Origin of the sequence: Bradyrhizobium sp. CCBAU 51753, assembly GCF_015291565.1 — a bacterium.
Lineage (GTDB): Bacteria > Pseudomonadota > Alphaproteobacteria > Rhizobiales > Xanthobacteraceae > Bradyrhizobium > Bradyrhizobium ivorense.
The window spans coordinates 5,089,680-5,111,874 of record NZ_CP030037.1 but is presented as its reverse complement, the minus strand read 5'-3'; the positions used below and the strand labels follow the sequence as shown (position 1 = coordinate 5,111,874).

The 22,195-nt window shown below is 64.4% G+C and carries 20 protein-coding genes and 2 tRNA genes; 14 read left to right on the top strand and 8 right to left on the bottom strand.

Translation table 11 applies throughout. The features are described from left to right. Positions 1-76: 76 nt before the first annotated feature. Positions 77-1,144: an extracellular solute-binding protein gene (locus XH93_RS23215; RefSeq protein WP_194469283.1), complete on the top strand. Its 1,068-nt coding sequence runs from the start codon at positions 77-79 to the stop codon at positions 1,142-1,144. Between the two features lie 87 nt (positions 1,145-1,231). On the opposite strand, the gene XH93_RS23210 is transcribed toward XH93_RS23215, so the two are convergent. Both XH93_RS23210 and XH93_RS23205 read right to left on the bottom strand, forming a co-directional pair. After that, complete coding sequence (locus XH93_RS23210; RefSeq protein ID WP_194475305.1) at positions 1,232-2,461, bottom strand: ABC transporter substrate-binding protein; 1,230 nt, start codon at positions 2,459-2,461, stop codon at positions 1,232-1,234. A 186-nt stretch (positions 2,462-2,647) separates the two neighbouring features. Continuing rightward, the gene (locus XH93_RS23205) at positions 2,648-3,625 is read right to left on the bottom strand and encodes a GlxA family transcriptional regulator (protein ID WP_194469282.1); all 978 of its coding nucleotides are present in this window, start codon (positions 3,623-3,625) and stop codon (positions 2,648-2,650) included. A 151-nt stretch (positions 3,626-3,776) separates the two neighbouring features. Between XH93_RS23205 and XH93_RS23200 the strand changes: the two genes are divergently transcribed. Continuing rightward, a complete protein-coding gene (locus XH93_RS23200; protein ID WP_194469281.1) occupies positions 3,777-4,040 on the top strand; it encodes a tautomerase family protein in 264 nt (87 codons plus the stop codon). An 81-nt stretch (positions 4,041-4,121) separates the two neighbouring features. On the opposite strand, the gene glnA is transcribed toward XH93_RS23200, so the two are convergent. Both glnA and XH93_RS23190 read right to left on the bottom strand, forming a co-directional pair. Continuing rightward, positions 4,122-5,531: a type I glutamate--ammonia ligase gene (gene glnA / locus XH93_RS23195; protein WP_139483224.1), complete on the bottom strand. Its 1,410-nt coding sequence runs from the start codon at positions 5,529-5,531 to the stop codon at positions 4,122-4,124. Positions 5,532-5,683: 152 nt separating this feature from the next. Beyond that, positions 5,684-6,022 carry a P-II family nitrogen regulator gene (locus XH93_RS23190; RefSeq protein ID WP_011441447.1) on the bottom strand — a complete coding sequence of 113 codons (339 nt, stop codon included), beginning with the start codon at positions 6,020-6,022 and terminating at the stop codon, positions 5,684-5,686. Between the two features lie 354 nt (positions 6,023-6,376). Between XH93_RS23190 and XH93_RS23185 the strand changes: the two genes are divergently transcribed. Both XH93_RS23185 and XH93_RS23180 read left to right on the top strand, forming a co-directional pair. Beyond that, a complete protein-coding gene (locus tag XH93_RS23185; RefSeq protein WP_194469280.1) occupies positions 6,377-7,876 on the top strand; it encodes an NAD(P)H-hydrate dehydratase in 1,500 nt (499 codons plus the stop codon). Positions 7,877-7,958: 82 nt separating this feature from the next. After that, positions 7,959-8,306 carry an N-acetyltransferase gene (locus XH93_RS23180; RefSeq protein ID WP_246799730.1) on the top strand — a complete coding sequence of 116 codons (348 nt, stop codon included), beginning with the start codon at positions 7,959-7,961 and terminating at the stop codon, positions 8,304-8,306. Positions 8,307-8,316: 10 nt separating this feature from the next. On the opposite strand, the gene XH93_RS23175 is transcribed toward XH93_RS23180, so the two are convergent. Continuing rightward, positions 8,317-9,402 carry an enolase C-terminal domain-like protein gene (locus XH93_RS23175; protein ID WP_194469279.1) on the bottom strand — a complete coding sequence of 362 codons (1,086 nt, stop codon included), beginning with the start codon at positions 9,400-9,402 and terminating at the stop codon, positions 8,317-8,319. An 18-nt stretch (positions 9,403-9,420) separates the two neighbouring features. Further along, positions 9,421-10,482 (bottom strand): multicopper oxidase family protein, encoded by a 1,062-nt coding sequence (locus XH93_RS23170; RefSeq protein WP_246799275.1) that lies wholly within the window; start codon positions 10,480-10,482, stop codon positions 9,421-9,423. 381 nt (positions 10,483-10,863) lie between these two features. On the opposite strand from XH93_RS23170, the gene XH93_RS23165 reads away from it, so the two are divergent. The 5 genes from XH93_RS23165 (at position 10,864) to lon (ending at position 17,841) form a co-directional block, all read left to right on the top strand. Beyond that, positions 10,864-10,948: transfer RNA gene (locus XH93_RS23165), tRNA-Leu, on the top strand. A 166-nt stretch (positions 10,949-11,114) separates the two neighbouring features. Beyond that, positions 11,115-12,476, top strand: coding sequence for a trigger factor (tig, locus tag XH93_RS23160; protein ID WP_194469277.1), 1,362 nt, complete (start codon positions 11,115-11,117; stop codon positions 12,474-12,476). Positions 12,477-12,740: 264 nt separating this feature from the next. Beyond that, complete coding sequence (locus XH93_RS23155) at positions 12,741-13,376, top strand: ATP-dependent Clp protease proteolytic subunit (protein ID WP_139483229.1); 636 nt, start codon at positions 12,741-12,743, stop codon at positions 13,374-13,376. 443 nt (positions 13,377-13,819) lie between these two features. Beyond that, positions 13,820-15,094, top strand: coding sequence for an ATP-dependent Clp protease ATP-binding subunit ClpX (clpX, locus tag XH93_RS23150; RefSeq protein WP_024515407.1), 1,275 nt, complete (start codon positions 13,820-13,822; stop codon positions 15,092-15,094). Positions 15,095-15,417: 323 nt separating this feature from the next. Beyond that, positions 15,418-17,841, top strand: coding sequence for an endopeptidase La (lon, locus tag XH93_RS23145; RefSeq protein WP_139483230.1), 2,424 nt, complete (start codon positions 15,418-15,420; stop codon positions 17,839-17,841). A 61-nt stretch (positions 17,842-17,902) separates the two neighbouring features. Here the strand turns inward: lon and XH93_RS23140 are convergent, their stop codons facing one another. Beyond that, on the bottom strand, positions 17,903-19,120 hold the full coding sequence (locus XH93_RS23140; RefSeq protein ID WP_194469276.1) for an MFS transporter: 1,218 nt from the start codon (positions 19,118-19,120) through the stop codon (positions 17,903-17,905). A gap of 1 nt (position 19,121) precedes the next feature. Continuing rightward, positions 19,122-19,790, bottom strand: a complete 669-nt coding sequence (locus tag XH93_RS23135; protein WP_139483232.1) for a GntR family transcriptional regulator — start codon at positions 19,788-19,790, stop codon at positions 19,122-19,124. Positions 19,791-19,956: 166 nt separating this feature from the next. Between XH93_RS23135 and XH93_RS23130 the strand changes: the two genes are divergently transcribed. The 5 genes from XH93_RS23130 to XH93_RS23110 all read left to right on the top strand — a co-directional run bounded on the left by XH93_RS23130 (position 19,957) and on the right by XH93_RS23110 (position 22,190). After that, positions 19,957-20,361, top strand: coding sequence for a GFA family protein (locus XH93_RS23130; protein WP_194469275.1), 405 nt, complete (start codon positions 19,957-19,959; stop codon positions 20,359-20,361). A 54-nt stretch (positions 20,362-20,415) separates the two neighbouring features. Further along, positions 20,416-20,490 (top strand) — tRNA-Val (locus XH93_RS23125). A gap of 188 nt (positions 20,491-20,678) precedes the next feature. Further along, positions 20,679-21,005 carry a hypothetical protein gene (locus XH93_RS23120; RefSeq protein WP_194469274.1) on the top strand — a complete coding sequence of 109 codons (327 nt, stop codon included), beginning with the start codon at positions 20,679-20,681 and terminating at the stop codon, positions 21,003-21,005. A gap of 22 nt (positions 21,006-21,027) precedes the next feature. Next, the gene (locus XH93_RS23115; RefSeq protein WP_139862723.1) at positions 21,028-21,333 is read left to right on the top strand and encodes a YciI family protein; all 306 of its coding nucleotides are present in this window, start codon (positions 21,028-21,030) and stop codon (positions 21,331-21,333) included. Further along, entirely contained in the window at positions 21,333-22,190 is an 858-nt protein-coding gene (locus XH93_RS23110; protein WP_194469273.1) for a class I SAM-dependent methyltransferase, read from the top strand. The genes XH93_RS23115 and XH93_RS23110 overlap by 1 nt, the downstream gene beginning before the upstream one ends. Positions 22,191-22,195: the final 5 nt, after the last annotated feature.

The following is a 22,195-nucleotide window of genomic DNA, read 5'->3' as shown; positions in this document are numbered from 1 at the left end:
CTCGACCCATCCGACTATCATCACTTCCGTAACAATGGCGTGGCCGGTCAACGGCCCGACCCCGGGGAGTGTGCAGATGCAGGACCGCAAATGGTCGAGGCGCGATTTGATCAAGGCGACGGCGGCGACCGCGGCCGGCATGGTGTTCGCCGAACCGCTGAGGGCGGCAGCGCCGCCGGCGGAGGCGGTGACGCCGGAATTGATCGCGGCGGCGACCAAGGAGGGCAAGGTCTCGTTCTACAGCGCGCTGGAGTTGAACACCGCCGAGCGGCTGGCGCGCGACTTCGAGCAGAAATACCCCGGGATCAGCGTCCGCGTCGAGCGCTCCGGCGCCGAGCGCATCTTTCAGCGCATCGCGCAGGAGCAGGGCAGCGGCATCAACGCCGTCGACGTCGCCAACTCCACCGACCCCGCGCATTATCTCGACTGGAAGAAGAACGATTGGCTCGCGGCCTACGTGCCGGAAGATGTCGCCAAGAATTTTCCGGCCGACCAGATCGATCCGGATGGCACCTCGGCGACGTCCTGTGCCTGGTTCGAGGTGATCGGCTACAACACCGATCAGGTGAAACGCGAGGAGGCGCCGAAGAGCTACGCCGACCTGCTCGATCCGAAATGGCGCGGCAAGATCGTCAAGGGTCACCCTGGCTACTCGGGCGCGATCATGACAGCGACCTTCGTCCTGGCGCGCGACCTCGGCTGGCCCTATCTGGAAAAGCTGGCGCAGCAGCGGGTGATGCAGGTGCAGTCGGCAGCCGATCCGCCGAAGAAGATCCTGCTCGGCGAGCGCGCCATCATGGCCGACGGCAATGACTACAATTTGGTGCTGGCCAAGGACCAGGGCAAGCCGGTCGAAGTGGTCTATCCAACCGAAGGCGCGCCGCTGATCATCGTGCCGAGCGGCATCTTCAAGAGCGCGCCGAATCCGAACGCGGCAAAACTGTTCCAGAGCTTCCTCTTCAGCGCCGCGACCCAGCAGATGCTGGCCGACGAGTTCGCCCACCGCTCGTTCCATGCCCGGGTGAAGGAGAAGGTCGAGCACGTGCCGCTGGCGAAGCTGAAAATGCTGAAGGCCGATCCGGCCCAGGTGCAGGCGCAGAGCGAGGAGATCAAGGCAAAGTACGCGAAGCTGTTCCGGGTCTAGGTTCGCCGGGGTCCGGAAGGGTGGGGTGCTTCCGCCTTCGCTCTTCGAGCTACGGCGGACAAGTCGCTCCACCCATCCTGCGGATCGCTAACCTCCGATCTCTGCGCTGAGCATGGGCCCGAACAGCTCCCATTTCTCGCCCTTGAGTCGTCTGAGCTGCATCTGCTTGATCGGCGCGAAATCGATCGGGCTGGTGTTCATCGTGATTCCGGGCAGCAGGTTGCTGGTCCGGAAGGCCTTCAGGCTGGCGGCCTGTTTCATCACGTTGGCACGCGTGAGATCGTCGCCACACTGCTTGAGCACCTGAACCAGCGTTTGAGCGGCGTTGTAACCCGTCATCACCAGGCTGTCGGCCCGATTGCCTTCGGGGAAATATTTGGAGAGAAACTCGTCGAACGCCTTCATCCCGGGGTCGTCCCTCCATTGCGGATCGAGCGCATCCATCATGTAGGCCACCGAGATGATGCCCTGTGCGTTCTCGAAACCGGCAGGCTGGATCACGGCGCCGAGCGAGGAGGCCACCGAGTTGAGGATGTGTAACGGTTTCCAGCCGATCTCGGCCGCCTTCTTGATGGCCTGCGCGGCGAACTTCGGTGTGGCAATGTCGACGAATACATCGGCATTCATCGATTTCATCTTGACGATGTGCGTGTCGATCGTCGGCTCGGCCACCTCGTACGCATCCTCGATGACGATCATCGACGCCGCCTTGTCGCCGAGGCCGTCCTTCAGACCCTTGAGATAGTCTTTTCCATAATCGTCGTTCTGATAGAGGACGGCGATCCGGCCGCCCGGCTTTTCCTTCAGGATGTGCTTGGCGTAGATCCGTCCCTCGCTCTGATAACTGGGCTGCCAGCCCATGGTCCACGGAAAGTTCTGCGGGTCGTTCCACTTCGTGGCGCCGGTCTGAATGAACAGCTGCGGTACTTTCTTCACGTTCATGTATTTCTGAATCGCGCCGTTGGATGCCGTGCCGAGCGCTGCGAAGATCAGCAAGACCTCGTCGCCTTCGACCAGCTTGCGCGCCTGCTCGACCGTTTTCGGCGGACTGTAGCCGTCGTCGTAGGAGATGAAATTGATCTTGCGACCATTGATGCCGCCCTCGGCGTTGATCTTGCGGAAATATGCCGCCTGAGCCCGGCCGCTGGTGCCATAGGCGGATGCCGGCCCGCTGTAGGGCATGATATTGCCGATCTTGATTTCAGTATCGGTTGCGCCGGTGTCGTATTTCTTCTGGGCAAATGCGCTGCCAGCACAGACAGCTAGGATGGTGATGGCGGTCGAAAGCGCCGCCATTCGTCGAGCGACGAAAGACATCTCGTTTCTCCCCATGCAAAATGAATGTGTCTGTTTTTTATCGCGGGCCGCTTTTCGGGGCGTTGCTGCGAGTGAACACCCGACTCCAGACATTGTCGATTCCGAACGTCACCTTGCGTGCTGGTTCGCGCAATTTCGTGAGGTTTTGTCAGCATCGCTGACCGTAGTCTTCCGGGCTTCCAGCGATCAGGCCGCGCGCATCGATCGCTGCGCGCGATAGGCCTGCGGCGAGGTCAGCGTCAGTTTGCGGAAGGCTTTGCGAAAGCTGCTTTCGTCCTCGTAGCCGGTGGCGCGGGCGATCGCCTTGATCGGCTGCGTCGTCGTCTCCAGCAGCGTGCGGGCGTGCTCGACGCGGCGGCGCGTGATGAAGGCTTGCGGCGGCTCGTGGGTCAGCTCGCGGAAGCGGCGGTTCAGCGTGCGCTCGCTGAGGCCGAGTGCATGGGCGAGACGGCGGACCGTGATCGGCGTCTTGCCGGTGCGGCGCACCAGCATGTCCGCCTTCATCAGCAGCGGATCCTGGGCGTGCAGGTAGCCGAGCGGCATGAAGATCGCCTGGGTGCGCTGCGCGGTGTCGATCACCGCATAGTCGGCGCAGACCTTGGCGACCTCGGGGCCTTCGACCAGCTCGATCAGCCGCAGCAGAAGATCGACCCACGACATCGGGCCGGCCGCGCAGACCAGGCGATCGGCCTGGGTGATGACGGCGTCGCCGGCGAGATCGACCTTGGGATGGCGGCGGCGGAACTCGCTCTGCAGCCACCAGGTGATGGTGGCGCGCCGGCCGTCGAGCAGCCCGGCATTGGCGAGCAGCAGTACGCCGCTGCAGAACGCGCCGATCAGCCGGCCGCTCGCATGTTGCTGGCGCAGCCAGGCGCCGGCGCGGTCGTATTGCGGTTGCAGGCGTTCGGCGGTCAGATGATCGACCAGGCTGCCGGGCACGATGATCGCATCATATGCCGTCCGCTTGCCGACCGCGCCATCGACCGCCAGCACCTTTCCACCGCCCGCACGCACCGCCTTGCCGTCGAGCGACAGCGTCTGCCAGCTGAAGCGCGCCTTGCCGCCGCGCAGCTGCATCACGTGGTTGGCGAGCGTGAGGATGTCGGCAATGCCGGCGATCGCCGATTGCATGCAGCCTTCCAGCGCGAGGATCGCAAGCTTCATGGCACCTCCGGAGTTTGCCGTCATGCTACCCGATCGGTGCATCGAGCGGTGGCAGATATTGCCCGATCTCTGTCTGATCGGCCACTGCCTCGTCGCGCCGTGCCGGTCCATCTTCGCTGCGTTGTCAGACCCTCAGCAATGGAGAGAGGCCATGCCTTACGTCACCATTTCCACCGTCCGCGGCATCTTCGACGTCGCGCAGAAGAAGGCGCTGCTGGAGCGCGTCACTGATCTCATGGTCGAGATCGAGGGGCAGGGTAACCCGGACTTCCGCCGCAACGTCTGGGTCAAGATCGAGGAGGGCGAGCCGGCGAGCTGGTCGCTCGGCGGCATGATCCCGACGCCGGACATGATCGCAGGCAAGTTTGGCGCGATCGATGCCGGCGGCCGCCGAGTCGCGAAGGCGAAGGTGTAAGCTTCTCTCCATCCATCCTACGTCAAAAACAAAAGGCGCTTCCGTCGGAAGCGCCTTTCGCATTGCTGAGAGCCGTAAAGCTTACAGCGAGTAGTACATCTCGAACTCGACCGGGTGCGGGGTCATCTCGAAGCGGGCGACCTCGGTCATCTTCAGCTCGATATAGGCGTCGATGAAGTCATCATCGAACACGCCGCCGTTCTTGAGGAAGGCGCGGTCCTTGTCGAGGTTTTCCAGCGCCTCGCGCAGCGAGCCGCAGACGGTCGGGATCTGCTTCAGCTCTTCCTTCGGCAGATCGTAGAGGTCCTTGTCCATCGCCGGACCCGGATCGATCTTGTTCTTGATGCCGTCGAGGCCGGCCATCAGCATCGCGGCGAAGCCGAGATAGGGATTGGCCATCGGGTCGGGGAAACGCACCTCGACGCGCTTGGCCTTCGGGTTCGCGGTGTAGGGGATGCGGCACGAGGCCGAGCGGTTGCGCGCAGAGTAGGCGAGCAGCACCGGCGCCTCATAGCCCGGCACCAGACGCTTGTAGGAGTTGGTCGACGGGTTGGTGAAGGCGTTGATCGCCTTGGCGTGCTTGATGATGCCGCCGATGTAGTGCAGGCAGGTCTCCGACAGGTCGGCATATTTGTTGCCGGCGAAGGTCGGCTTGCCTTCCTTCCAGATCGACTGGTGGACGTGCATGCCCGAGCCGTTGTCGCCATAGACCGGCTTCGGCATGAAGGTGGCGGTCTTGCCGTAGATGTGCGCGACCTGGTGGATGCAGTACTTGTAGATCTGCATCTGGTCGGCCATCAGCGTCAGCGTGTCGAACTTCATGCCGAGCTCGTGCTGGGCGGAGGCGACCTCGTGGTGGTGCTTCTCGACCTTGACGCCCATCTTGGCCATCGCCCCTAACATTTCCGAGCGCATGTCCTGCACCGAGTCCTGCGGCGGCACCGGGAAGTAGCCGGCCTTGGTGCGGATGCGGTGGCCGAGATTGCCGCCTTCATATTCGGTGGCGGAGTTGATCGGCAGCTCGGAGGAATCGAGGCGGAAGCCGGTGTTGTAGGGGTCGGCCGAATAGCGCACGTCGTCGAACACGAAGAACTCGGCCTCGGGGCCGACGAACACGGTGTCGCCCACGCCCATCGACTTCACCATCGCCTCGGCCTTCTTGGCGATGCCGCGGGGGTCGCGGTTGTAGGGCTCGCCTGTGGTCGGCTCGAGCACGTCGCAGGTGATGACCATGGTGGTCTCGGCGAAGAACGGGTCGATCGTCGCGGTGACCGGGTCGGGCATCAGGCACATGTCGGATTCGTTGATCGCCTTCCAGCCGGCGATCGAGGAGCCGTCGAACATCTGGCCTTCGGCAAAGGTGTCCTCTTCGATCATGCCGACGTCGAAGGTCACGTGCTGCCATTTGCCGCGCGGATCGGTGAAGCGCAGGTCGACGTACTTGACGTCGTTGTCCTTGATCATTTTCAGGACGTCTTTGGCGGTCTTCATGAATACCCCTTATGGATGAGCGGGTCGGTTTTGCGGCGGTGGGCGAGGTTATTCCCGCTTGTGGCGAGTTGGCGTGACGGCTCAAACGAAATCAGGCTGCCGAAGCAGCCTTTGTTCTCTTTTGGCGTCAGAAAATCCGGATAGCACCGCCCTCAAATAGCGTCCAGCCCGGATTCGCCGGTCCGGATGCGGATCGCTTCCTCGATGTTGGAGACGAAGATCTTGCCGTCGCCGATGCGCCCGGTCTGGGCGGCGCGGCGGATCGCGTCGATCGCCTTCTCGACCAGGTCGTCGCCGATCACGATCTCGATCTTCACCTTGGGCAGGAAGTCGACGATGTATTCCGCACCGCGATAGAGTTCGGCGTGTCCCTTCTGCCGGCCAAAACCCTTGGCCTCGGTGACGGTGATGCCTTGCAGTCCGACTTCCTGGAGCGCCTCTTTCACCTCGTCGAGCTTGAAGGGCTTGATGATGGCTTCAATCTTCTTCACTGAGCGCCTCCCGGGCATTGCAGATAACAGGTCGTGTTTTGATGCGCGTGGGGCGCAGTCTCGTGGGTTCTTAAGGCTTCCGGCGGCTGGCCGGAAGCACGCATAATGGCCGCAACAGCCGCTGCTGTGCGCGGCTTCCTCAAAAGCAGGGTCTATGCCAAGTTGTGATGGTCCCCGAATTTGGAATGTTATCAGCCTTTTAACAGGCAGTCGGCTGATATCGAACCAGATGGCTATGATATCCAAGCCTAACGAATAGGCAAATAGATCAATCCGTATGCAATCAGACCTTAGAAACTCCGGGAACAGCGCGGGAGTTGCCTCTCGAAAAGGCGAAGCGATTGAGGATTCGGCATGGACGTCCTGACCACCACCGAGATGGAACGCGCCGACCGGCTGACCATCGCGGCCGGTAGGCCGGGCTTCGCGCTGATGATGAGCGCCGGGCAGGCGGTCGCCGAGGCGGCGATGGACCTGGTCGAGGAGGGGCCGATCGTCGTGGTAGCCGGCCGCGGCAACAATGGCGGTGACGGATTTGTCGCCGCCGCCGAACTCGCCGCGCGCGGCCGCGAGGTCTCGGTCGTCCTGCTCTGCGAGCGCGACAGCCTGCAGGGCGACGCGGCGCTGGCGGCGAAGGGCTGGAAGTATCCCGTGCTGCCGTTCAACCCGCAGGCGCTCGGCAAGCCGGCGCTGATCATCGATGCGCTGTTCGGCGCCGGCCTCAACCGTCCGGTGAAGGGCGACCCGCTGGAGATGATCGCCGCGATCAACGCCAACGGTGCGCCGGTGCTCGCGGTCGATCTGCCGAGCGGCATCAACGGCACCACGGGCGCGGTGATGGGTGCCTCGGTGCAGGCGACCGAGACCGTGACCTTCTTCCGCAAGAAGCCCGCGCATCTGTTGCTGCCCGGGCGGATGCAATGCGGACGGGTCCGCGTCGCCGACATCGGCATCGATCTGACCGTGCTCGACGAGATCAAGCCGCTGACCGCGGAGAACGTGCCGCAGGCCTGGCGCTGGTCGTTCCCGGTGCCGCGGATCGACGGCCACAAATACGCACGCGGTCATGCCGTCGTGGTGTCGGGCGACATCGCCTCCACCGGCGCGGCGCGGCTCGCGGCGCGCGGCGCGCTGCGTGCCGGCGCCGGTCTCGTGACGCTGGCCTCGCCGCGCGATGCGCTCGCGGTCAACGCCGCGGCGCTGACCGCGGTGATGGTGCGCGCGGTCGACAACCCGATCCAGTTCGCCGAGATGCTCGGCGACAAGCGCTTCAACGCATGTGCGATCGGTCCCGGCATGGGCGTCAACGCGCGCACCCGCGACTTCGTCCACACCGCGCTGGCGGCGCAGCGGCATCTGGTGCTCGACGCCGACGCGCTGACCAGCTTTGCCAGCGCGCCGGACCGGCTGTTCGAGGCGATCAAGGCGTCCGACGGCCAGCAAATCGTGCTGACGCCGCATGAGGGCGAGTTTCCGCGGCTGTTCAGCGACATCTCCAACAAGCATCCGGGCCGTTCAAAGCTCGAGCGCGTGCGTGCCGCGGCCGAACGCTCCGGCGCTGTGGTGCTGCTGAAGGGTGCCGATACGGTGGTGGCCTCGCCCGACGGCCGTGCCACCATTGCCGGCAACGCGCCGCCCTGGCTCGCGACCGCCGGCGCCGGCGACGTTCTCGCCGGCATCATCGCGGGTTTTCTGGCGCAAGGCGTCGCGGCGTTCGAGGCCGCCAGCATCGGCGTGTGGATGCATGGCGAAGCCGCAAGCGAGGCCGGCCCCGGCCTGATCGCCGAAGATCTCACCGAAGTGCTGCCCGCCGTGTTCCGCCGCCTCTATGACGAGTTCGGGATTGAGTATTAGGCGGCTCGCGCTTGCCGACATGGATGCAGCTGCGCACGTGCATCGCGCGGCGTTCGACCATGCGCTGCCGTAGCTTGCCGGCCTGCACACGCTGGACGAGGACCGCTGGTTCTATCGCGAGCGGATGTTCGCCAGTTGCACGCTGTGGGGTTGGTTCGAGGGCGAGGCGATGTGCGGGGTGATCGCCTTCCATGACGACTGGATCGAGCAGCTCTATGTGCTGCCGGCTGCCCAGGGCCGTGGCGTCGGCAGCGCGCTGCTCCAGATTGCACAGCAAGGCTCCGACCGGCTGCAGCTCTGGACCTTTCAGCGCAACGCGCAGGCGCGCCGCTTCTACGAGGCGCGCGGATTTGTGCTGGTCGAAGAGACCGACGGCAGCCGCAACGAGGAGAGGGAGCCGGACGCGCGCTACGTGTGGACGCGATCGTAGAGGATGGGTCTCACTCCACCAGATACTTCGCGACGGCCGGCTCGTTCCATTCGATGCCGAGGCCAGGGCCGCGGGCGGTGACGGCGCCGTCAACGATTTCCGTGGGCTTCGCCAGGATCGCGCCGGCAAAGTCGAGATATTCGAGCCAGTGCGCGGTCGGCGTCACCGCGAGCAGATGCGCGCTGACCTCCGCGAACAGATGGCTCGACACCGGGATCGAGGCGGCGTCGGCTTGCCCTGCGACCTGCAGCCAGCCGCTGACGCCGCCGACCTTCATCACGTCGGGCATGATGAAGTCGGACGCGCCGGCGGCGATCGCTTCGGCAAAGCCGCGCGGGAACCACCAGTTCTCGCCGGCCTGGATCGGCGTCGGTGAGGTCTCGCGCACCTTGGCGTGACCGGACAGGCTCTCCTGCGGCACCGGCTCCTCGATCCAGTGCAGATCGTAGGGCGCAAGGCGCGCGATGCGGCGGGTGGCTTCGGCCGGATCGAGCGACTGGTTGAAGTCGAGCATCAGCGCGATGTCGCCGCCGAGCAGGGCACGCACGCCCTTGACGACGCGCTCGTCATTGGCGGCATCGCCGTCGCCGCCCTTGATCTTGATGCCCCTGAATCCCTGGTCGAGGGAGCGGCGCAGCGCGCGCTCGTCGGCTACGGGGTCGACCACGCCGTAGCTGTCATAGGCCTTGATCGGTTTTGCGGTACCGCCGAGCAACTCGACCAGCGGCCGGCCGGCGAGCTGGCCGAGCACGTCCCAATACGCCATGTCGAGGCCGGACACCGCCATGCCGACCAGCCCCTGCCAGCCGAGCAGGCGAAATTTGGCGTCCATCGCCCGCATCAGATCGAACGGCGCGACCGGCTTGCCGACGAGCTCGCGGCCGATCTCCCCGATCAGATAACAAAGCGGTTGAAGCGTCAGCTTGCTGTAGGCGAACAGATAGGTGCGGCCGGTCACGCCCAGATCGGTCTCGACATCGATCAGCACCAGGGGACCGGAATCGATCGTGGCGAACGCGGTCTTCACCGGGCGCTTGAGCGGCACCACGACGCTTCGCGCGCGGACTGCGCGGATCGCTGCAACTGTCTGGCTCATGAGCGTTTCCCCCTGTCGTTATTGGACACTGTACCATCGCACTAGCCGCGGCGCGGCCCAATCGGTCGCGACCTGCTCGATCAGATAGCGCCCGGGATATTCGGCGAGGAAGGCGACGCGCTGGGTCTGGCCGGGCTCGATCGCGAGCGTGTCGAGCCAGAACGGTTTCCAGCCGTCGTCGAGCCGGTCGAGCAGGCGGAAGTGATGGCCGTGCAGATGAAATACGGTGGCAACCGTTGCACGGTTGGTCAGGGCCAGCACGACGGGGCGTCCGGCCTTGGCCTGGAAGGCCGGCGCGGAGGACGAGCCCAGGTTTGTGGGGTTTACCCAATCGTTGGGTTGGCCAAGGACAAGGTCGATCCGTTGGGCCCCTTTCAGCTCGATCTGGGCTGGCAGTCCATTCGACGGCAGCGGTGGGGCAGGCGGACGCGGCGAGTTCCGGACTGGCTGCTGGGTGGAGAGTGACAGCTTGCCGATGGTACGGGCGTCCTTGCCGTCATGCAGGAGAATCGACGAGGCCGCGGTTGCATCAACGAAAGCGTCGAGCCGTCCGCCGGGCGGCAGTACTATTGCACCGTTGCGGGCCGGAAACGGCTCGGCCGGCTGGCCGTCGATGGCCATGACGCGCAACTCGACGGCATCCAGTTTGATCGCGAGCACCGTTCGCTGCGAGCCGTTGATGAAGCGAAATCTGAGGCGGTCGTGCTTCCTGGCAGTGGTTTCGAACGAAGATTTACCGTTAACTGTATAGAATGCCGTGCTTTTCTCAGCATTTTCACCGGGCGCTATTGCTCTTCCGGAGGAGTCCAGGCGCCATTCCTCGATCAGAAGAATCTCCTCCCCATCCTGCACGGCGGGTTCGCGCTCGTAGATGATCACGGGGAGCGGGCGGACCAGTCGGCTTGGTTCTTCAATAGGGATAAGCTCGCACTGGAAGGTTCCGGCATGACGGGCAGGCAGCTCAAGCCGGGTCTCACTGCCGGTCGACAGAACCGCACCGGTCCCAAATGGCTCCAGCGCTGATGCGCCGTCGATCCCGCGCCAGTTGAGCAGGACTGGCCCCGGCAGTGCGTTGCGCAACCGGAGATTCTCGACCGGTCCCCGGCCAAGGAGGAGCCGATCTTGTCCAAACGACCAGACCTCGACCGCCGGCCCGTTTTCCCGTGGCGTCAGGCTGTCGACTCGAAGTCGGAGCGAAGCGGGCAGTCCCTGCGGCGACGCCGCACTCGGCCAGGCCGTTGGCAGTGCAAGCGCGCTCAACCCAGCCAAGAGGGTGCGTCGATCGATCGTGGGAGAAGGACTTGCCATCGGGCCGATGCGGACCATTTTCAGTTAAGCCTGTCCAGTCGCGATCAGTCGCAGCGCAGCTTGCATAACGGCCATTTTTTTGCTGCGAACCGGTGGGCGCATGCTATAAGCCCGGCCGCCCGCGGCATCGCGGCCGGAGTGGATGCTTTTCACGCGGGCGTGGCGGAACTGGTAGACGCGCTGGATTTAGGTTCCAGTGACGAAAGTTGTGGGGGTTCGAGTCCCTCCGCCCGCACCAAGCGCTTACAGCGTTTGCATGACGATTCCTTGGAGAACCTTGAGCCCAGACGGGCCGCGGGTTCACCGAACCACCGGCGTCAGGCTTGAACAGGCCGCGCGTCGACTTGATTGAACACTGCGACGGTCCGCGAGGCCCGTGGCGAAAGCGGAAGAAGATTGACACCATGCAGGTCACCGAGACCCTCAACGAGGGACTGAAGCACGAATTCAAGATCAGCGTTCCGGCATCCGATCTCGATGCCAAGGCGGGCGCCAAGCTGGTCGACCTCAAGGACAAGGTCCGTCTCAACGGCTTCCGTCCCGGCAAGGTGCCGGTGGCGCATCTGAAGAAGATCTACGGCCGCTCGGTGATGGCCGAGACCATCGACCAGACCATCAGCGACACCAACAAGCAGATCTTCACCGACCGCGGCTTCCGCCTCGCCGGCGAGCCGAAGATCACGATGCCGACCGAGAAGGCCGAGGTCGAGGATCTGCTGTCGGGCAAGACCGACCTGACCTACACGGTCGCGATCGAGGTGGTGCCGCCGATCACGCTCGCCGACTTCAAGACCTTCTCGGTCGAGAAGCCGGTGGTCGAGGTCTCCGATGCCGATGTCGATGACGGCATCAAGCGCGTCGCCGAAGGCGGCCGTCCGTACAATGCCAAGGCCGAGGGCACCAAGGCGGAGCAGGGCGACCGCGTCACCATCAACTTCAAGGGCACCATCAACGGCGAGGCCTTCGAGGGCGGCACCGGTGAGGGCATCCAGGTCGTGATCGGCGCCGGCCAGTTCATCCCCGGCTTCGAGGAGCAGCTGATCGGTATCGGCACCGGCGAGACCAAGACGCTGAAGGTCTCGTTCCCGAAGAACTATCTCAACGACAAGCTCGCCGGCCAGCCGGCGGAGTTCGAGACCACCGCGACGCTGATCGAGGCGCCCGGCGAGACCAAGATCGACGACGAATTCGCCAAGACGCTTGGCCTCGAGTCGCTCGACAAGCTGAAGGAACTGATGCGCGAGCGTCTGAAGGCCGAGTTCGCCGGCGCCACCCGCCAGCGCGTCAAGCGCGCGCTGCTCGACCGTCTCGACGAGAGCCACAAGTTCGAGGCGCCGCCGTCGCTGGTCGACGAAGAGTTCAACCTGATGTGGAACTCGATCAAGGCCGAGATGGATTCCTCCAACAAGACCTTCGCCGACGAGAACACCACCGAGGAGGCCGCCAAGGAGGAATACCGGGCGATCGCCGACCGCCGCGTCCGCCTCGGCCTCGTGCTGTCGGAGATCGGCGAGAAGAACAAGATCACCGTGACCGACGACGAGATCTCGCGCGCCGTGATCGAGCGCGCCCGCCAGATGCCGGGCCGCGAGAAGGAGGTCTGGGACTACTACCGCAGCAACGCCCAGGCGCTGGCCCAGCTGCGCGCCCCGATCTACGAGGACAAGGTGGTCGACTTCATCCTGGAGCTCGCCAACGTGACCGAGAAGAAGGTCACCAAGGAAGAGCTGTTCAAGGATGAAGACGCTGAGAAAACTGCCGCCTAATCGCGGCACCTCGCGTTAATGATGTACCGAGAAAGCCGGCCTGCGACGGATTGCCGTCGCTAGGCGGGGCGGGTCGAATCAGCTTGAAGTTCGACCCGAACTCCTGACCTGCCCGGGTGGCTAGTGCCGGTCTTGTCGGCCGGAAATTGGCCTATATCTGGGTTAAGCCTCAAGGTAAGCCTTAAGGCAAATTCGCCTAAGACCAAGCCTTGAGACCAAGTCGTTCAGACGTCCTGCATCACCCCTAACCCCAGGGTCCTTCCAATGCGCGATCCCGTTGAAACCTACATGAACCTCGTCCCGATGGTCGTCGAGCAGACCAATCGCGGTGAACGCGCCTACGACATCTTCTCGCGCCTGTTGAAGGAGCGCATCATTTTCGTGACCGGCCCGGTGGAAGACGGCATGTCGACGCTGATCGTCGCCCAGCTGCTGTTCCTCGAGGCCGAGAATCCGAAGAAGGAAATCTCGATGTACATCAACTCGCCGGGCGGCGTGGTGACGTCGGGCCTTGCGATCTACGACACGATGCAGTTCATCCGTCCGCCGGTGTCGACGCTGTGCACCGGCCAGGCGGCCTCGATGGGCTCGCTGCTGCTCGCCGCCGGCGAGAAGGACATGCGCTTCACGCTGCCGAATTCCCGCATCATGGTGCATCAGCCCTCCGGCGGCTTCCAGGGCCAGGCCACCGACATCATGCTGCACGCCCAGGAGATCCTGAATCTCAAGAAGCGCCTCAACGAGATCTACGTGAAGCACACCGGCCAGACCTACAAGGCGATCGAGGACGCGCTCGAGCGCGACAAGTTCCTCACCGCCGACGATGCCAAGGCGTTCGGCCTGGTCGACAAGGTGATCGACAAGCGTCCCGACGACCCGGCAAGCGCGAAGGCCGCTTGAGTCAGGGCAGGCATCCCGGGGCGTCGGTGTGATCTTCACATTGACGCCTCACATAACCGGCAAACACGCCGGCGGACCCGCCCGCAAGTGCACGGGCATGGGCAGAAAGTTCCGCTTTCGTGCTCGTTTGCCGGCGTGGCAATCCCGCAACGTTCCGTGGATTTCGACGCGTATTCCACGTGCGATCGTTGAAAATCACGGTATTGTCACGGTCTTGAGCTGGCCCCCCGATTAGCGAATTCTTGATAGTCGGGTGCCAGCATGGTTGGCTGTGACGCATCGGCTATGATCGCGGGGGATTCGAATAAACCGTGATTCGCACGGTCAGTATTGCGTAGGGTCTTTTTTGGTACGGAATTTGCTCTATCTACCCAAAAGCTCCGGTTTGGTGCCGGATTGGGTCGATCTGGCAAACGAGATCGAACGGCGGACGGAGATAATGGATGAGTAAGGTCGGCACGAGCGACTCCAAGAACACGCTATACTGCTCGTTCTGCGGCAAGAGCCAGCATGAAGTTCGCAAGCTGATTGCCGGACCGACTGTCTTCATTTGCGACGAATGCGTCGAACTCTGCATGGACATCATCCGTGAGGAGAACAAGTCCTCGCTGGTGAAGTCGCGCGACGGCATCCCGACGCCGAAGGAAATTTGCAAGGTGCTGGACGACTACGTGATCGGCCAGAGCCATGCCAAGAAGGTGCTGTCGGTTGCTGTGCACAACCACTACAAGCGCCTTAACCATCAGACCAAGCACAACGACGTCGAGCTCGCGAAGTCGAACATCCTGCTGATCGGTCCGACCGGCTCGGGCAAGACGCTGCTGGCGCAGACGCTGGCGCGCATTCTCGATGTGCCCTTTACCATGGCCGACGCGACGACGCTGACCGAGGCCGGCTACGTCGGCGAGGACGTCGAGAACATCATCCTGAAGCTGCTGCAGGCGGCCGACTACAACGTCGAGCGCGCGCAGCGCGGCATCGTCTACATCGACGAAATCGACAAGATCAGCCGCAAGTCGGACAATCCCTCGATCACCCGCGATGTGTCGGGCGAGGGCGTCCAGCAGGCGCTGCTGAAGATCATGGAAGGCACGGTGGCGTCGGTGCCCCCGCAGGGCGGCCGCAAGCATCCGCAGCAGGAGTTCCTGCAGGTGGATACCACCAACATCCTGTTCATCTGCGGCGGCGCCTTCTCGGGCCTCGAGAAGATCATCTCCGCGCGCGGCCGTTCGACCTCGATCGGCTTCGCGGCGCAGGTGCTCGCGCCGGAGGATCGCCGCACCGGCGAGATCTTCCGCCATGTCGAGCCCGAGGATCTCCTGAAGTACGGCCTGATCCCGGAATTCGTCGGCCGTCTGCCGGTGGTTGCGACGCTGGAAGACCTCGACGAGGCCTCGCTGAAGAAGATCCTGACCGATCCGAAGAACGCGCTGGTCAAGCAGTACCAGCGCCTGTTCGAGATGGAGAACATCGAGCTGACCTTCGCCGACGAGGCGCTTGGCGCGGTCGCCCGCAAGGCGATCGAGCGCAAGACCGGCGCCCGCGGCCTGCGGTCGATCCTGGAGAGCATCCTGCTCGAGACCATGTTCGACCTCCCGGGCCTCGAAGGCGTCGAGGAAGTCGTGATCTCGCGCGAGGTGGTCGAGGGAACGGCGCGTCCGCTCTACATCTACGCGGATCGTTCCGACCGTGCGGTCGAGAGCAGCGCCAGCGCCTGAGCGCGCTCGCCAAAGCCTTGCCAAAAATGCACGGCTGCCGGTCGTTTCGGCAGCCGCTGTCATGTCGCCGCGCCGCTAGTTTCGCGCAGCAGCAAATGCTTGTTTAGCCCTGAATTTCCGGGCACTTCTCAGACTTGACTCCCCTGTGCCCGATAGCCACCTAATGCTATCGGTGACGGGCCTCATGTGTTGAGATTCGTCGCTTCACGAGACGGAAAAAGAGCGGCCCAAGACGCCTTACTTATTCCGGATCATCAAGGCACCTTGTGGCGGTTGCGCGAGCGCGGGCTGCGTGCAAGGGGGCAAAACAAGAGGATTAGGCCATGACGACTTCCAAACCCCGGCCAACGATTATCCACGGCGAAAGCCATTCCTATCCGGTGCTGCCGCTCCGCGACATCGTCGTCTTCCCGCACATGATCGTGCCTCTGTTCGTCGGCCGCGAGAAATCGATCCGCGCGCTCGAAGAGGTGATGAAGAACGACGCGCTGATCATGCTCGCGACGCAGAAGAACGCGTCCGATGACGATCCGGCACCCGACTCGATTTACGAGACCGGTACGCTTGCCAGCGTCCTGCAGCTGTTGAAGTTGCCCGACGGCACCGTGAAGGTGCTGGTCGAAGGGCTCGAGCGTGCGCGCGTCCAGAGCTATTCCGACCGCAGCGAGTATTACGAAGCGACCGCGGTCGCGCTCGAAGACACCGACGCCAACTCGGTTGAAGCCGAGGCGCTGGCGCGTTCGGTCGTGTCCGACTTCGAGAACTATGTGAAGCTGAACAAGAAGATCTCCGCCGAGGTCGTCGGCGTGGTTCAGGCGATCACCGATTTCGCCAAGCTCGGCGACACCGTCGCCTCGCACCTGGCCGTGAAGATCGCCGATCGGCAGGGCATCCTGGAGACGTTGTCCGTCACGCAGCGCCTGGAGAAGGTGCTCGGCCTGATGGAGAGCGAGATCTCGGTGCTGCAGGTCGAGAAGCGCATCCGCTCGCGCGTCAAGCGCCAGATGGAGAAGACCCAGCGCGAATATTACCTGAACGAGCAGATGAAGGCGATCCAGAAGGAGCTCGGCGACGACGAAGGTCGCGACGAGCTGGCCGATCTGGAGGAGAAGATCTCCAAGACCAAGCTCTCCAAGGAAGCGCGCGAGAAGGCCCAGCACGAACTCAAGAAGCTGCGCCAGATGTCGCCGATGTCCGCGGAAGCGACCGTCGTGCGCAACTATCTGGATTGGCTGCTGTCGATTCCGTGGGGCAAGAAGTCCAAGGTCAAGAAGGACCTCGAGGCCGCGCAGGCGGTGCTGGACTCCGATCACTACGGGCTGGAGAAGGTCAAGGACCGCATCGTCGAGTATCTCGCGGTGCAGTCGCGCGCCAACAAGCTGACCGGACCGATCCTGTGCCTGGTTGGACCTCCCGGCGTCGGCAAGACCTCGCTCGGCAAGTCGATCGCCAAGGCGACCGGCCGCGAGTTCGTGCGCGTGTCGCTCGGCGGCGTGCGTGACGAGGCCGAGATCCGCGGTCACCGCCGCACCTATATCGGCTCGATGCCCGGCAAGATCATCCAGTCGATGCGCAAGGCGAAGACCTCGAATCCGCTGTTCCTGCTGGACGAGATCGACAAGATGGGCGCCGATTTCCGCGGCGATCCGTCGTCGGCGCTGCTCGAGGTCTTGGACCCCGAGCAGAACTCGACCTTCAACGACCACTACCTGGAGGTCGACTACGACTTGTCCAACGTGATGTTCATCACGACCGCGAATACGCTGAATATTCCGGGCCCGCTGATGGACCGCATGGAGATCATCCGGATCGCCGGCTACACCGAGAACGAGAAGGTCGAGATCGCGCGCAAGCACCTGATCCCGTCCGCGCTCTCCAAGCACGGCCTGGACTCCAAGGAATGGTCGATCGACGACGCGGCCTTGCTGCTGATGATCCGTCGCTACACCCGCGAAGCGGGCGTGCGCAACCTGGAGCGTGAGCTTTCGACACTCGCCCGCAAGGCGGTGAAGGAGCTGATGATCTCCAAGAAGAAGTCGGTGAAGGTGACCGAGGCGAACATCGAGGAGTTCCTCGGCGTGCCGAAGTACCGCTTCGGCGAGATCGACAGCGAGGATCAGGTCGGTATCGTCACGGGTCTGGCCTGGACCGATGTCGGCGGCGAGCTGCTGACCATCGAAGGCGTCATGATGCCCGGCAAGGGCAAGATGACGGTCACGGGCAATCTGCGTGACGTGATGAAGGAGTCGATCTCGGCGGCGGCGTCCTACGTCCGCTCGCGCGCGATCAACTACGGCATCGAGCCGCCGATGTTCGATCGCCGCGACATCCACGTGCACGTGCCGGAGGGCGCAACGCCGAAGGACGGTCCGTCCGCCGGCGTCGCGATGGCCACCGCGATCATCTCGGTCATGACCGGCATTCCGGTCCGCCACGATGTCGCGATGACCGGCGAGATCACGCTGCGTGGCCGCGTGCTGCCGATCGGCGGTCTGAAGGAGAAGCTGCTGGCTGCCGCACGCGGCGGCATCAAGACGGTGCTGATACCCGAGGACAACGCCAAGGATCTCACGGAGATCTCCGATGCGATCAAGGGCGGCATGGACATCATCCCGGTGTCGCGGCTGGACGAGGTCGTCGCCAAGGCGCTGACCCGCGTGCCGACGCCGATCGTCTGGGAAGAGGAGACCAAGGTCGACGTCAAGCCCGACGCTTCGGACGAAGCCAGCGGCCTGACGGCGCACTGAACGAGCTCTTTTCGACAAGCAATCAAACGGCGCCTTCGGGCGCCGTTTTCGTTTGGCGCGGCTAGCGCTTCCCTTCGACCATCCAATTGCCGACCGCGCCGAGCGCCATCAGCACGCTGGTGCCGAGGAACACCGCTGGCATGCCGATATGGCCGCCGACGAATCCGCCGGCGAGCGGGCCGATCACCTGGCCGGCATATTGCGCCGACACCGAATAACCGAGCATGCTGCCGGTGACCGCATCCGGCACGTTGTGCCTGATCACGCTGGCGATGCAGGGCAGCAGGCCGCCGAGCGCCAGTCCCATCAGGAAGCGCAGCAGGATCAGTTGCCAGCCGCTGGCCACGAAGGCTTGCGGGATCAGCAGCACCGCCGAGACTGCGAGGCAGATGATGATGATGCGCCAGTGGCCGACGCGATCGGCGAGCTTGCCGAGATGCGATGACGACAGCAGGCTGCCGAACGCCGCCGCCGACATCACGAGGCCGGCGACGAACGTCACCTGCGGCGCTTCCACCAATTGCGCGACGTAGACCGTGATGATCGGCTCGATCGACATGTTGGCGATCATCAGAAGCAGGCCCGTCACCCACATCGCGATGAGCGGCCGCTTGTCGGGGACCAGCGCCCAGCCGCCGCGCGCTTTGCCGCCGCTTGCCGCCTTCGGCCGTGGTCCCTCGCGGAGCAGGAAGGTGGTGCCGAGGAAGGTGATGAAGATGACGCCGCCGATCAGGAAGAAGCTGGCGCGGATGCCGATCAAAGGTGGCAGGATGCCGCCGACCAAGGGACCGACCAGGCTGCCGGCCATGATGCCGGCGGACAGGACGCCGATCGCCCAGCCCGAGCGCGCCTTCGGCGTCTGCGCCGCGACCAGCACTGTCGAGCCCGAGGCATAGCCGCCGAGCAGGCCGGTCAGGAGCCGCAGCCCGACCAGCTCGTAGACGTTGTGCGCCATGCCCATCAGCGACATCGCGATCGCCATGCCGAGGCTGGCGCGGATCAGCATCAGCTTGCGGCCGTAGCGGTCGGCGAGGCGTCCCCACAGCGGCGCGGTCAGCGCTGCCGAGAAGAACGTCGCGCCATAGGCGACGCCCGACCACTGCACAATGGCGGCATGGTCGGTGACACCGAGCTGCTCGACATAGAGCGGCAGGAACGGCAGCAGCAGCGTCATGCCGACAATGGTGGTGAAGGAGCCATAGACGCAGACGATCAGGTTGCGCTTCCACGGGCCGGCCTCGAGGGCTGCTTCGTGATCGATCTCGGTGCGAGCATCCATGTCAGCGCAGCCCGATCACGGCGAAGCCGCGCGCCTTCAGGCCGCGGCGGTCCTCGTTCAGCGAGCGCAGCAGGCGGTCGCGGGTGTCGCGGATATGATCGGCCGCCTCGCGCGCGGCGGCGTCCGGATCGTTCGCCTTGATAAAGGAGAGGATGCGCCGGTGCTCGGCCCAGGCCTGCTCGCGCGACGGCTCGGTCCACACCTCCAGCCAGCGCGCCCGCGACAGCCTTGTCATGGCGCCAGCGATCGCCTTGACGATGAACGGATTGCCGGAGAGGCGCGCGATTTCGACATGGAAATCGGTGCCAACGCGGTGCCATTCCTCGCGCGGCGCGCCGGACTGGCAGGCGTCGAGCATCGCCTCGATCGCGGCGATATCGGCCTCACCGGCGCGCGCGCAGGCGAGGCGGACTGCGGTCGTCTCCAGCGGCAGGCGGAATTCGGCCAGCGCCTCCAGCTCGCCGAGATCGATCGGCGCCACGATCCAGTTGCGGCCGTCGCGGCGCACCAGCTCTTCGCCCTCGAGCCGCACCAGTGCGGCACGGATCGGGGTGCGCGATCCCTCGAAACGGCTCTCCAGCCAGCGCTCGGTCAGCCGTTCGCCCGGGCCGAGGTCGAGCGACAGAATCATCTCGCGCAGCTGGTCATGGATCTGGAGCATCTGGGACATGCGCGAACCCGCGAAAAACAGTGAAATCTCGGATTCTACCCGGATATCCCGAATTGGTATCCCAAACAATCCCTTTTCGGGATACCAGGGATGACGTTGTGCCGATGGAACGTGCCGCGGGAGCAATCCATTTTGTCGGAGCGGGGAATGGGAGGAGGGACACGCGATGCAGATCGACGGGCAGTGCCACTGCGGCGCCGTGACCTATCAGGCCGAGATCGATCCCGAACGCGTATCGATCTGCCATTGCACGGACTGCCAGACCCTGACCGGCTCGCCCTACCGCGTCACGGTGATCTGCGCCGGCGAGCAGGTCCGGCTGACCGGACGGGCGCCAAAGGTGTATGGCAAGCGCGGCGACAACGGCCAAATCCGCTTCCAGCATTTTTGCGGCGAGTGCGGCTCACCGCTGTTCACCAGCGGCGAGGCCGGCGGGCCCGACGATTGGGGCATCCGCTGGGGCAGCATCCGCCAGCGCGAGCAGCTATCCCCGAAGCGGCAAATCTGGTGCCGCTCGGCCGCGCCGTGGATCAACGATCTCGCGGGATTGCCGGGGCGCCCGGCCGATTGAGCCGGCCACCTTGCGCGGCGGGGGCGGGCGAGGCTAAAGAGGCGCGACAGGCAGGGGCGGTTAGCTCAGCGGTAGAGCACTGGTTTTACACACCATTGGTCGGGAGTTCGATCCTCTCACCGCCCACCAGCCTTCGCCCTGCGGGCTACGGCTCGGCAGGCCAGCCTTCACGGGAACAGTTGCCACTTGTTCGGTATCGCAGGGCGAAGGCTGTCGCGCCGAAGCTCGCAGAGCGAAGGCGGACTTTCTCCTTGTCCGACTCTCGTCATTGTTTTCGCGCAGATGATATGATCGTTGCACAACCGGGAACTTGATCCATGCGCATCATCGCCGTCGCCTTCCTTTTGTCCCTGATCGCCGGACCTGTCTTGGCGCAGGACCACATCCAGCAGTATCGCGAAGAGGAAAAGGAGAAGACGCAGGCGCAGAAGGCCGAAGAGCAGCGCGCCCAGCGCGCCTACCAGCGTTCGCTCGGAAATGTGCCGGACCAGAAGCAGGCCGATCCATGGGGCATTGCGCGCACCGACAGCGCGGCAAAAAATCCGCCCAAGGCCGAGGCCAAGTCGGAGGCCAAGTCGGAGGCCAAGTCCGCGGCGAAGACGGCCCCGCCGAAGCACGCAAAGCCCGCCAACGCCGCCAATTGACCTCGCGCTCCGGGCCAGCTCGATGAAGTACTACGTCTGCAGGTTGACCGGTCCGCGTCCGACCTTTCCGCAGGACATCACGCCGCAGGAAGCCGCCATCATGCAGGCGCATGTCGCCTATTGCGGCGAGCTGCTGCGCGCCGGCAAGGCGCTGGTGTTCGGCCCCGTGGCCGATCCCGCCGGCCTCTGGGGCCTTGGCGTGCTGCAACTGCCCGACGATGCCGATCCGCAGGACATCGTCGCCAACGATCCCGTCACCAAGGCCAATGCCGGGTTCACCTACCAGGTGATGCCGATGCTGCGCGCCGCGACCAAAGAGACCTGCTAATGGATTCCTCGCAAGGCCACGAGCACAACGCCGACCAGATCGCCTATTGGAACGGCCCCGGCGGCGAGCGCTGGGCGAAGCGGCAGGCCGCGCAGGACATCGTGCTCAAGCCGGTGCTCGACCTTTTGGTCGACCGCGCCGCGCCGCAAGCCGGCGAGCGCGTCGTCGATGTCGGCTGCGGCAGCGGCGCCTCGAGCTTTGCACTCGCGGCGAAGGTCGCGCCAAACGGCCAGGTGTTCGGCGTCGACGTCTCCGAGCCGATGCTGACGCGGGCGCGGCAGAGCGCGCCGTCCGGACTGCCGGTCGAATTCGCGCTCGCCGATGCCACCGTGTATCAGTTCGCGCCGGAAAGTTTTGATCTGCTGGCCTCGCGCTTCGGCGTGATGTTCTTCGCCGATCCGGTGTTGTCGTTCGCCAATCTGCACAAGGCGATGCGAAAGAGTGGGCGGCTGGCTTTCGTCTGCTGGCAGGAGCCGCGCGAAAATCCATTCTTCATGGCGCCGCTGCAGGCGGTCTATCGGCATGTGCCGAAAATGCCGCCGGTCGGCCCCGAGGATCCCGGCCCGTTCGCCTTCGCATCGGAAGCGCGGGTGACGCGGATCCTGGGCGAAGCCGGGTTTTCGAACGTCGCCATGGAGCCGTGCCGGGTCGAGCTCGATATCGCGACCGGGCGCGGCATCGATGCGGCGGTGCAGAGCGCCCTCGAAATCGGTCCGGCCAGCCGTGCGCTGGACGGGCACCCCGACGACGTCCGCGCCGCCGCCACCGCATCGATACGCGAGGCGCTGACGCCGTTTGCGAAGGGTGGCGCCGTGCTGCTGCCGGGCGCGATCTGGATCGTGACCGCGCGGGCGTGACGCCG

Coding starts and splice junctions, on each gene's coding strand:
- XH93_RS23215 (WP_194469283.1), top strand. CDS start 77: ATGCAGGACCGCAAATGGTCGAGGCGCGATTTGATCAAGGCGACGGCG.
- XH93_RS23175 (WP_194469279.1), bottom strand. CDS start 9,402: ATGAGCCAGACAGTTGCAGCGATCCGCGCAGTCCGCGCGCGAAGCGTC.
- XH93_RS23115 (WP_139862723.1), top strand. CDS start 21,028: ATGAAGTACTACGTCTGCAGGTTGACCGGTCCGCGTCCGACCTTTCCG.
- glnA (WP_139483224.1), bottom strand. CDS start 5,531: ATGAAGACCGCCAAAGACGTCCTGAAAATGATCAAGGACAACGACGTC.
- tig (WP_194469277.1), top strand. CDS start 11,115: ATGCAGGTCACCGAGACCCTCAACGAGGGACTGAAGCACGAATTCAAG.
- XH93_RS23130 (WP_194469275.1), top strand. CDS start 19,957: ATGCAGATCGACGGGCAGTGCCACTGCGGCGCCGTGACCTATCAGGCC.
- XH93_RS23110 (WP_194469273.1), top strand. CDS start 21,333: ATGGATTCCTCGCAAGGCCACGAGCACAACGCCGACCAGATCGCCTAT.
- XH93_RS23205 (WP_194469282.1), bottom strand. CDS start 3,625: ATGAAGCTTGCGATCCTCGCGCTGGAAGGCTGCATGCAATCGGCGATC.
- XH93_RS23210 (WP_194475305.1), bottom strand. CDS start 2,461: ATGTCTTTCGTCGCTCGACGAATGGCGGCGCTTTCGACCGCCATCACC.
- XH93_RS23185 (WP_194469280.1), top strand. CDS start 6,377: ATGGACGTCCTGACCACCACCGAGATGGAACGCGCCGACCGGCTGACC.
- XH93_RS23120 (WP_194469274.1), top strand. CDS start 20,679: ATGCGCATCATCGCCGTCGCCTTCCTTTTGTCCCTGATCGCCGGACCT.
- XH93_RS23200 (WP_194469281.1), top strand. CDS start 3,777: ATGCCTTACGTCACCATTTCCACCGTCCGCGGCATCTTCGACGTCGCG.
- lon (WP_139483230.1), top strand. CDS start 15,418: ATGACGACTTCCAAACCCCGGCCAACGATTATCCACGGCGAAAGCCAT.
- XH93_RS23155 (WP_139483229.1), top strand. CDS start 12,741: ATGCGCGATCCCGTTGAAACCTACATGAACCTCGTCCCGATGGTCGTC.
- XH93_RS23135 (WP_139483232.1), bottom strand. CDS start 19,790: ATGTCCCAGATGCTCCAGATCCATGACCAGCTGCGCGAGATGATTCTG.
- XH93_RS23140 (WP_194469276.1), bottom strand. CDS start 19,120: ATGGATGCTCGCACCGAGATCGATCACGAAGCAGCCCTCGAGGCCGGC.
- clpX (WP_024515407.1), top strand. CDS start 13,820: ATGAGTAAGGTCGGCACGAGCGACTCCAAGAACACGCTATACTGCTCG.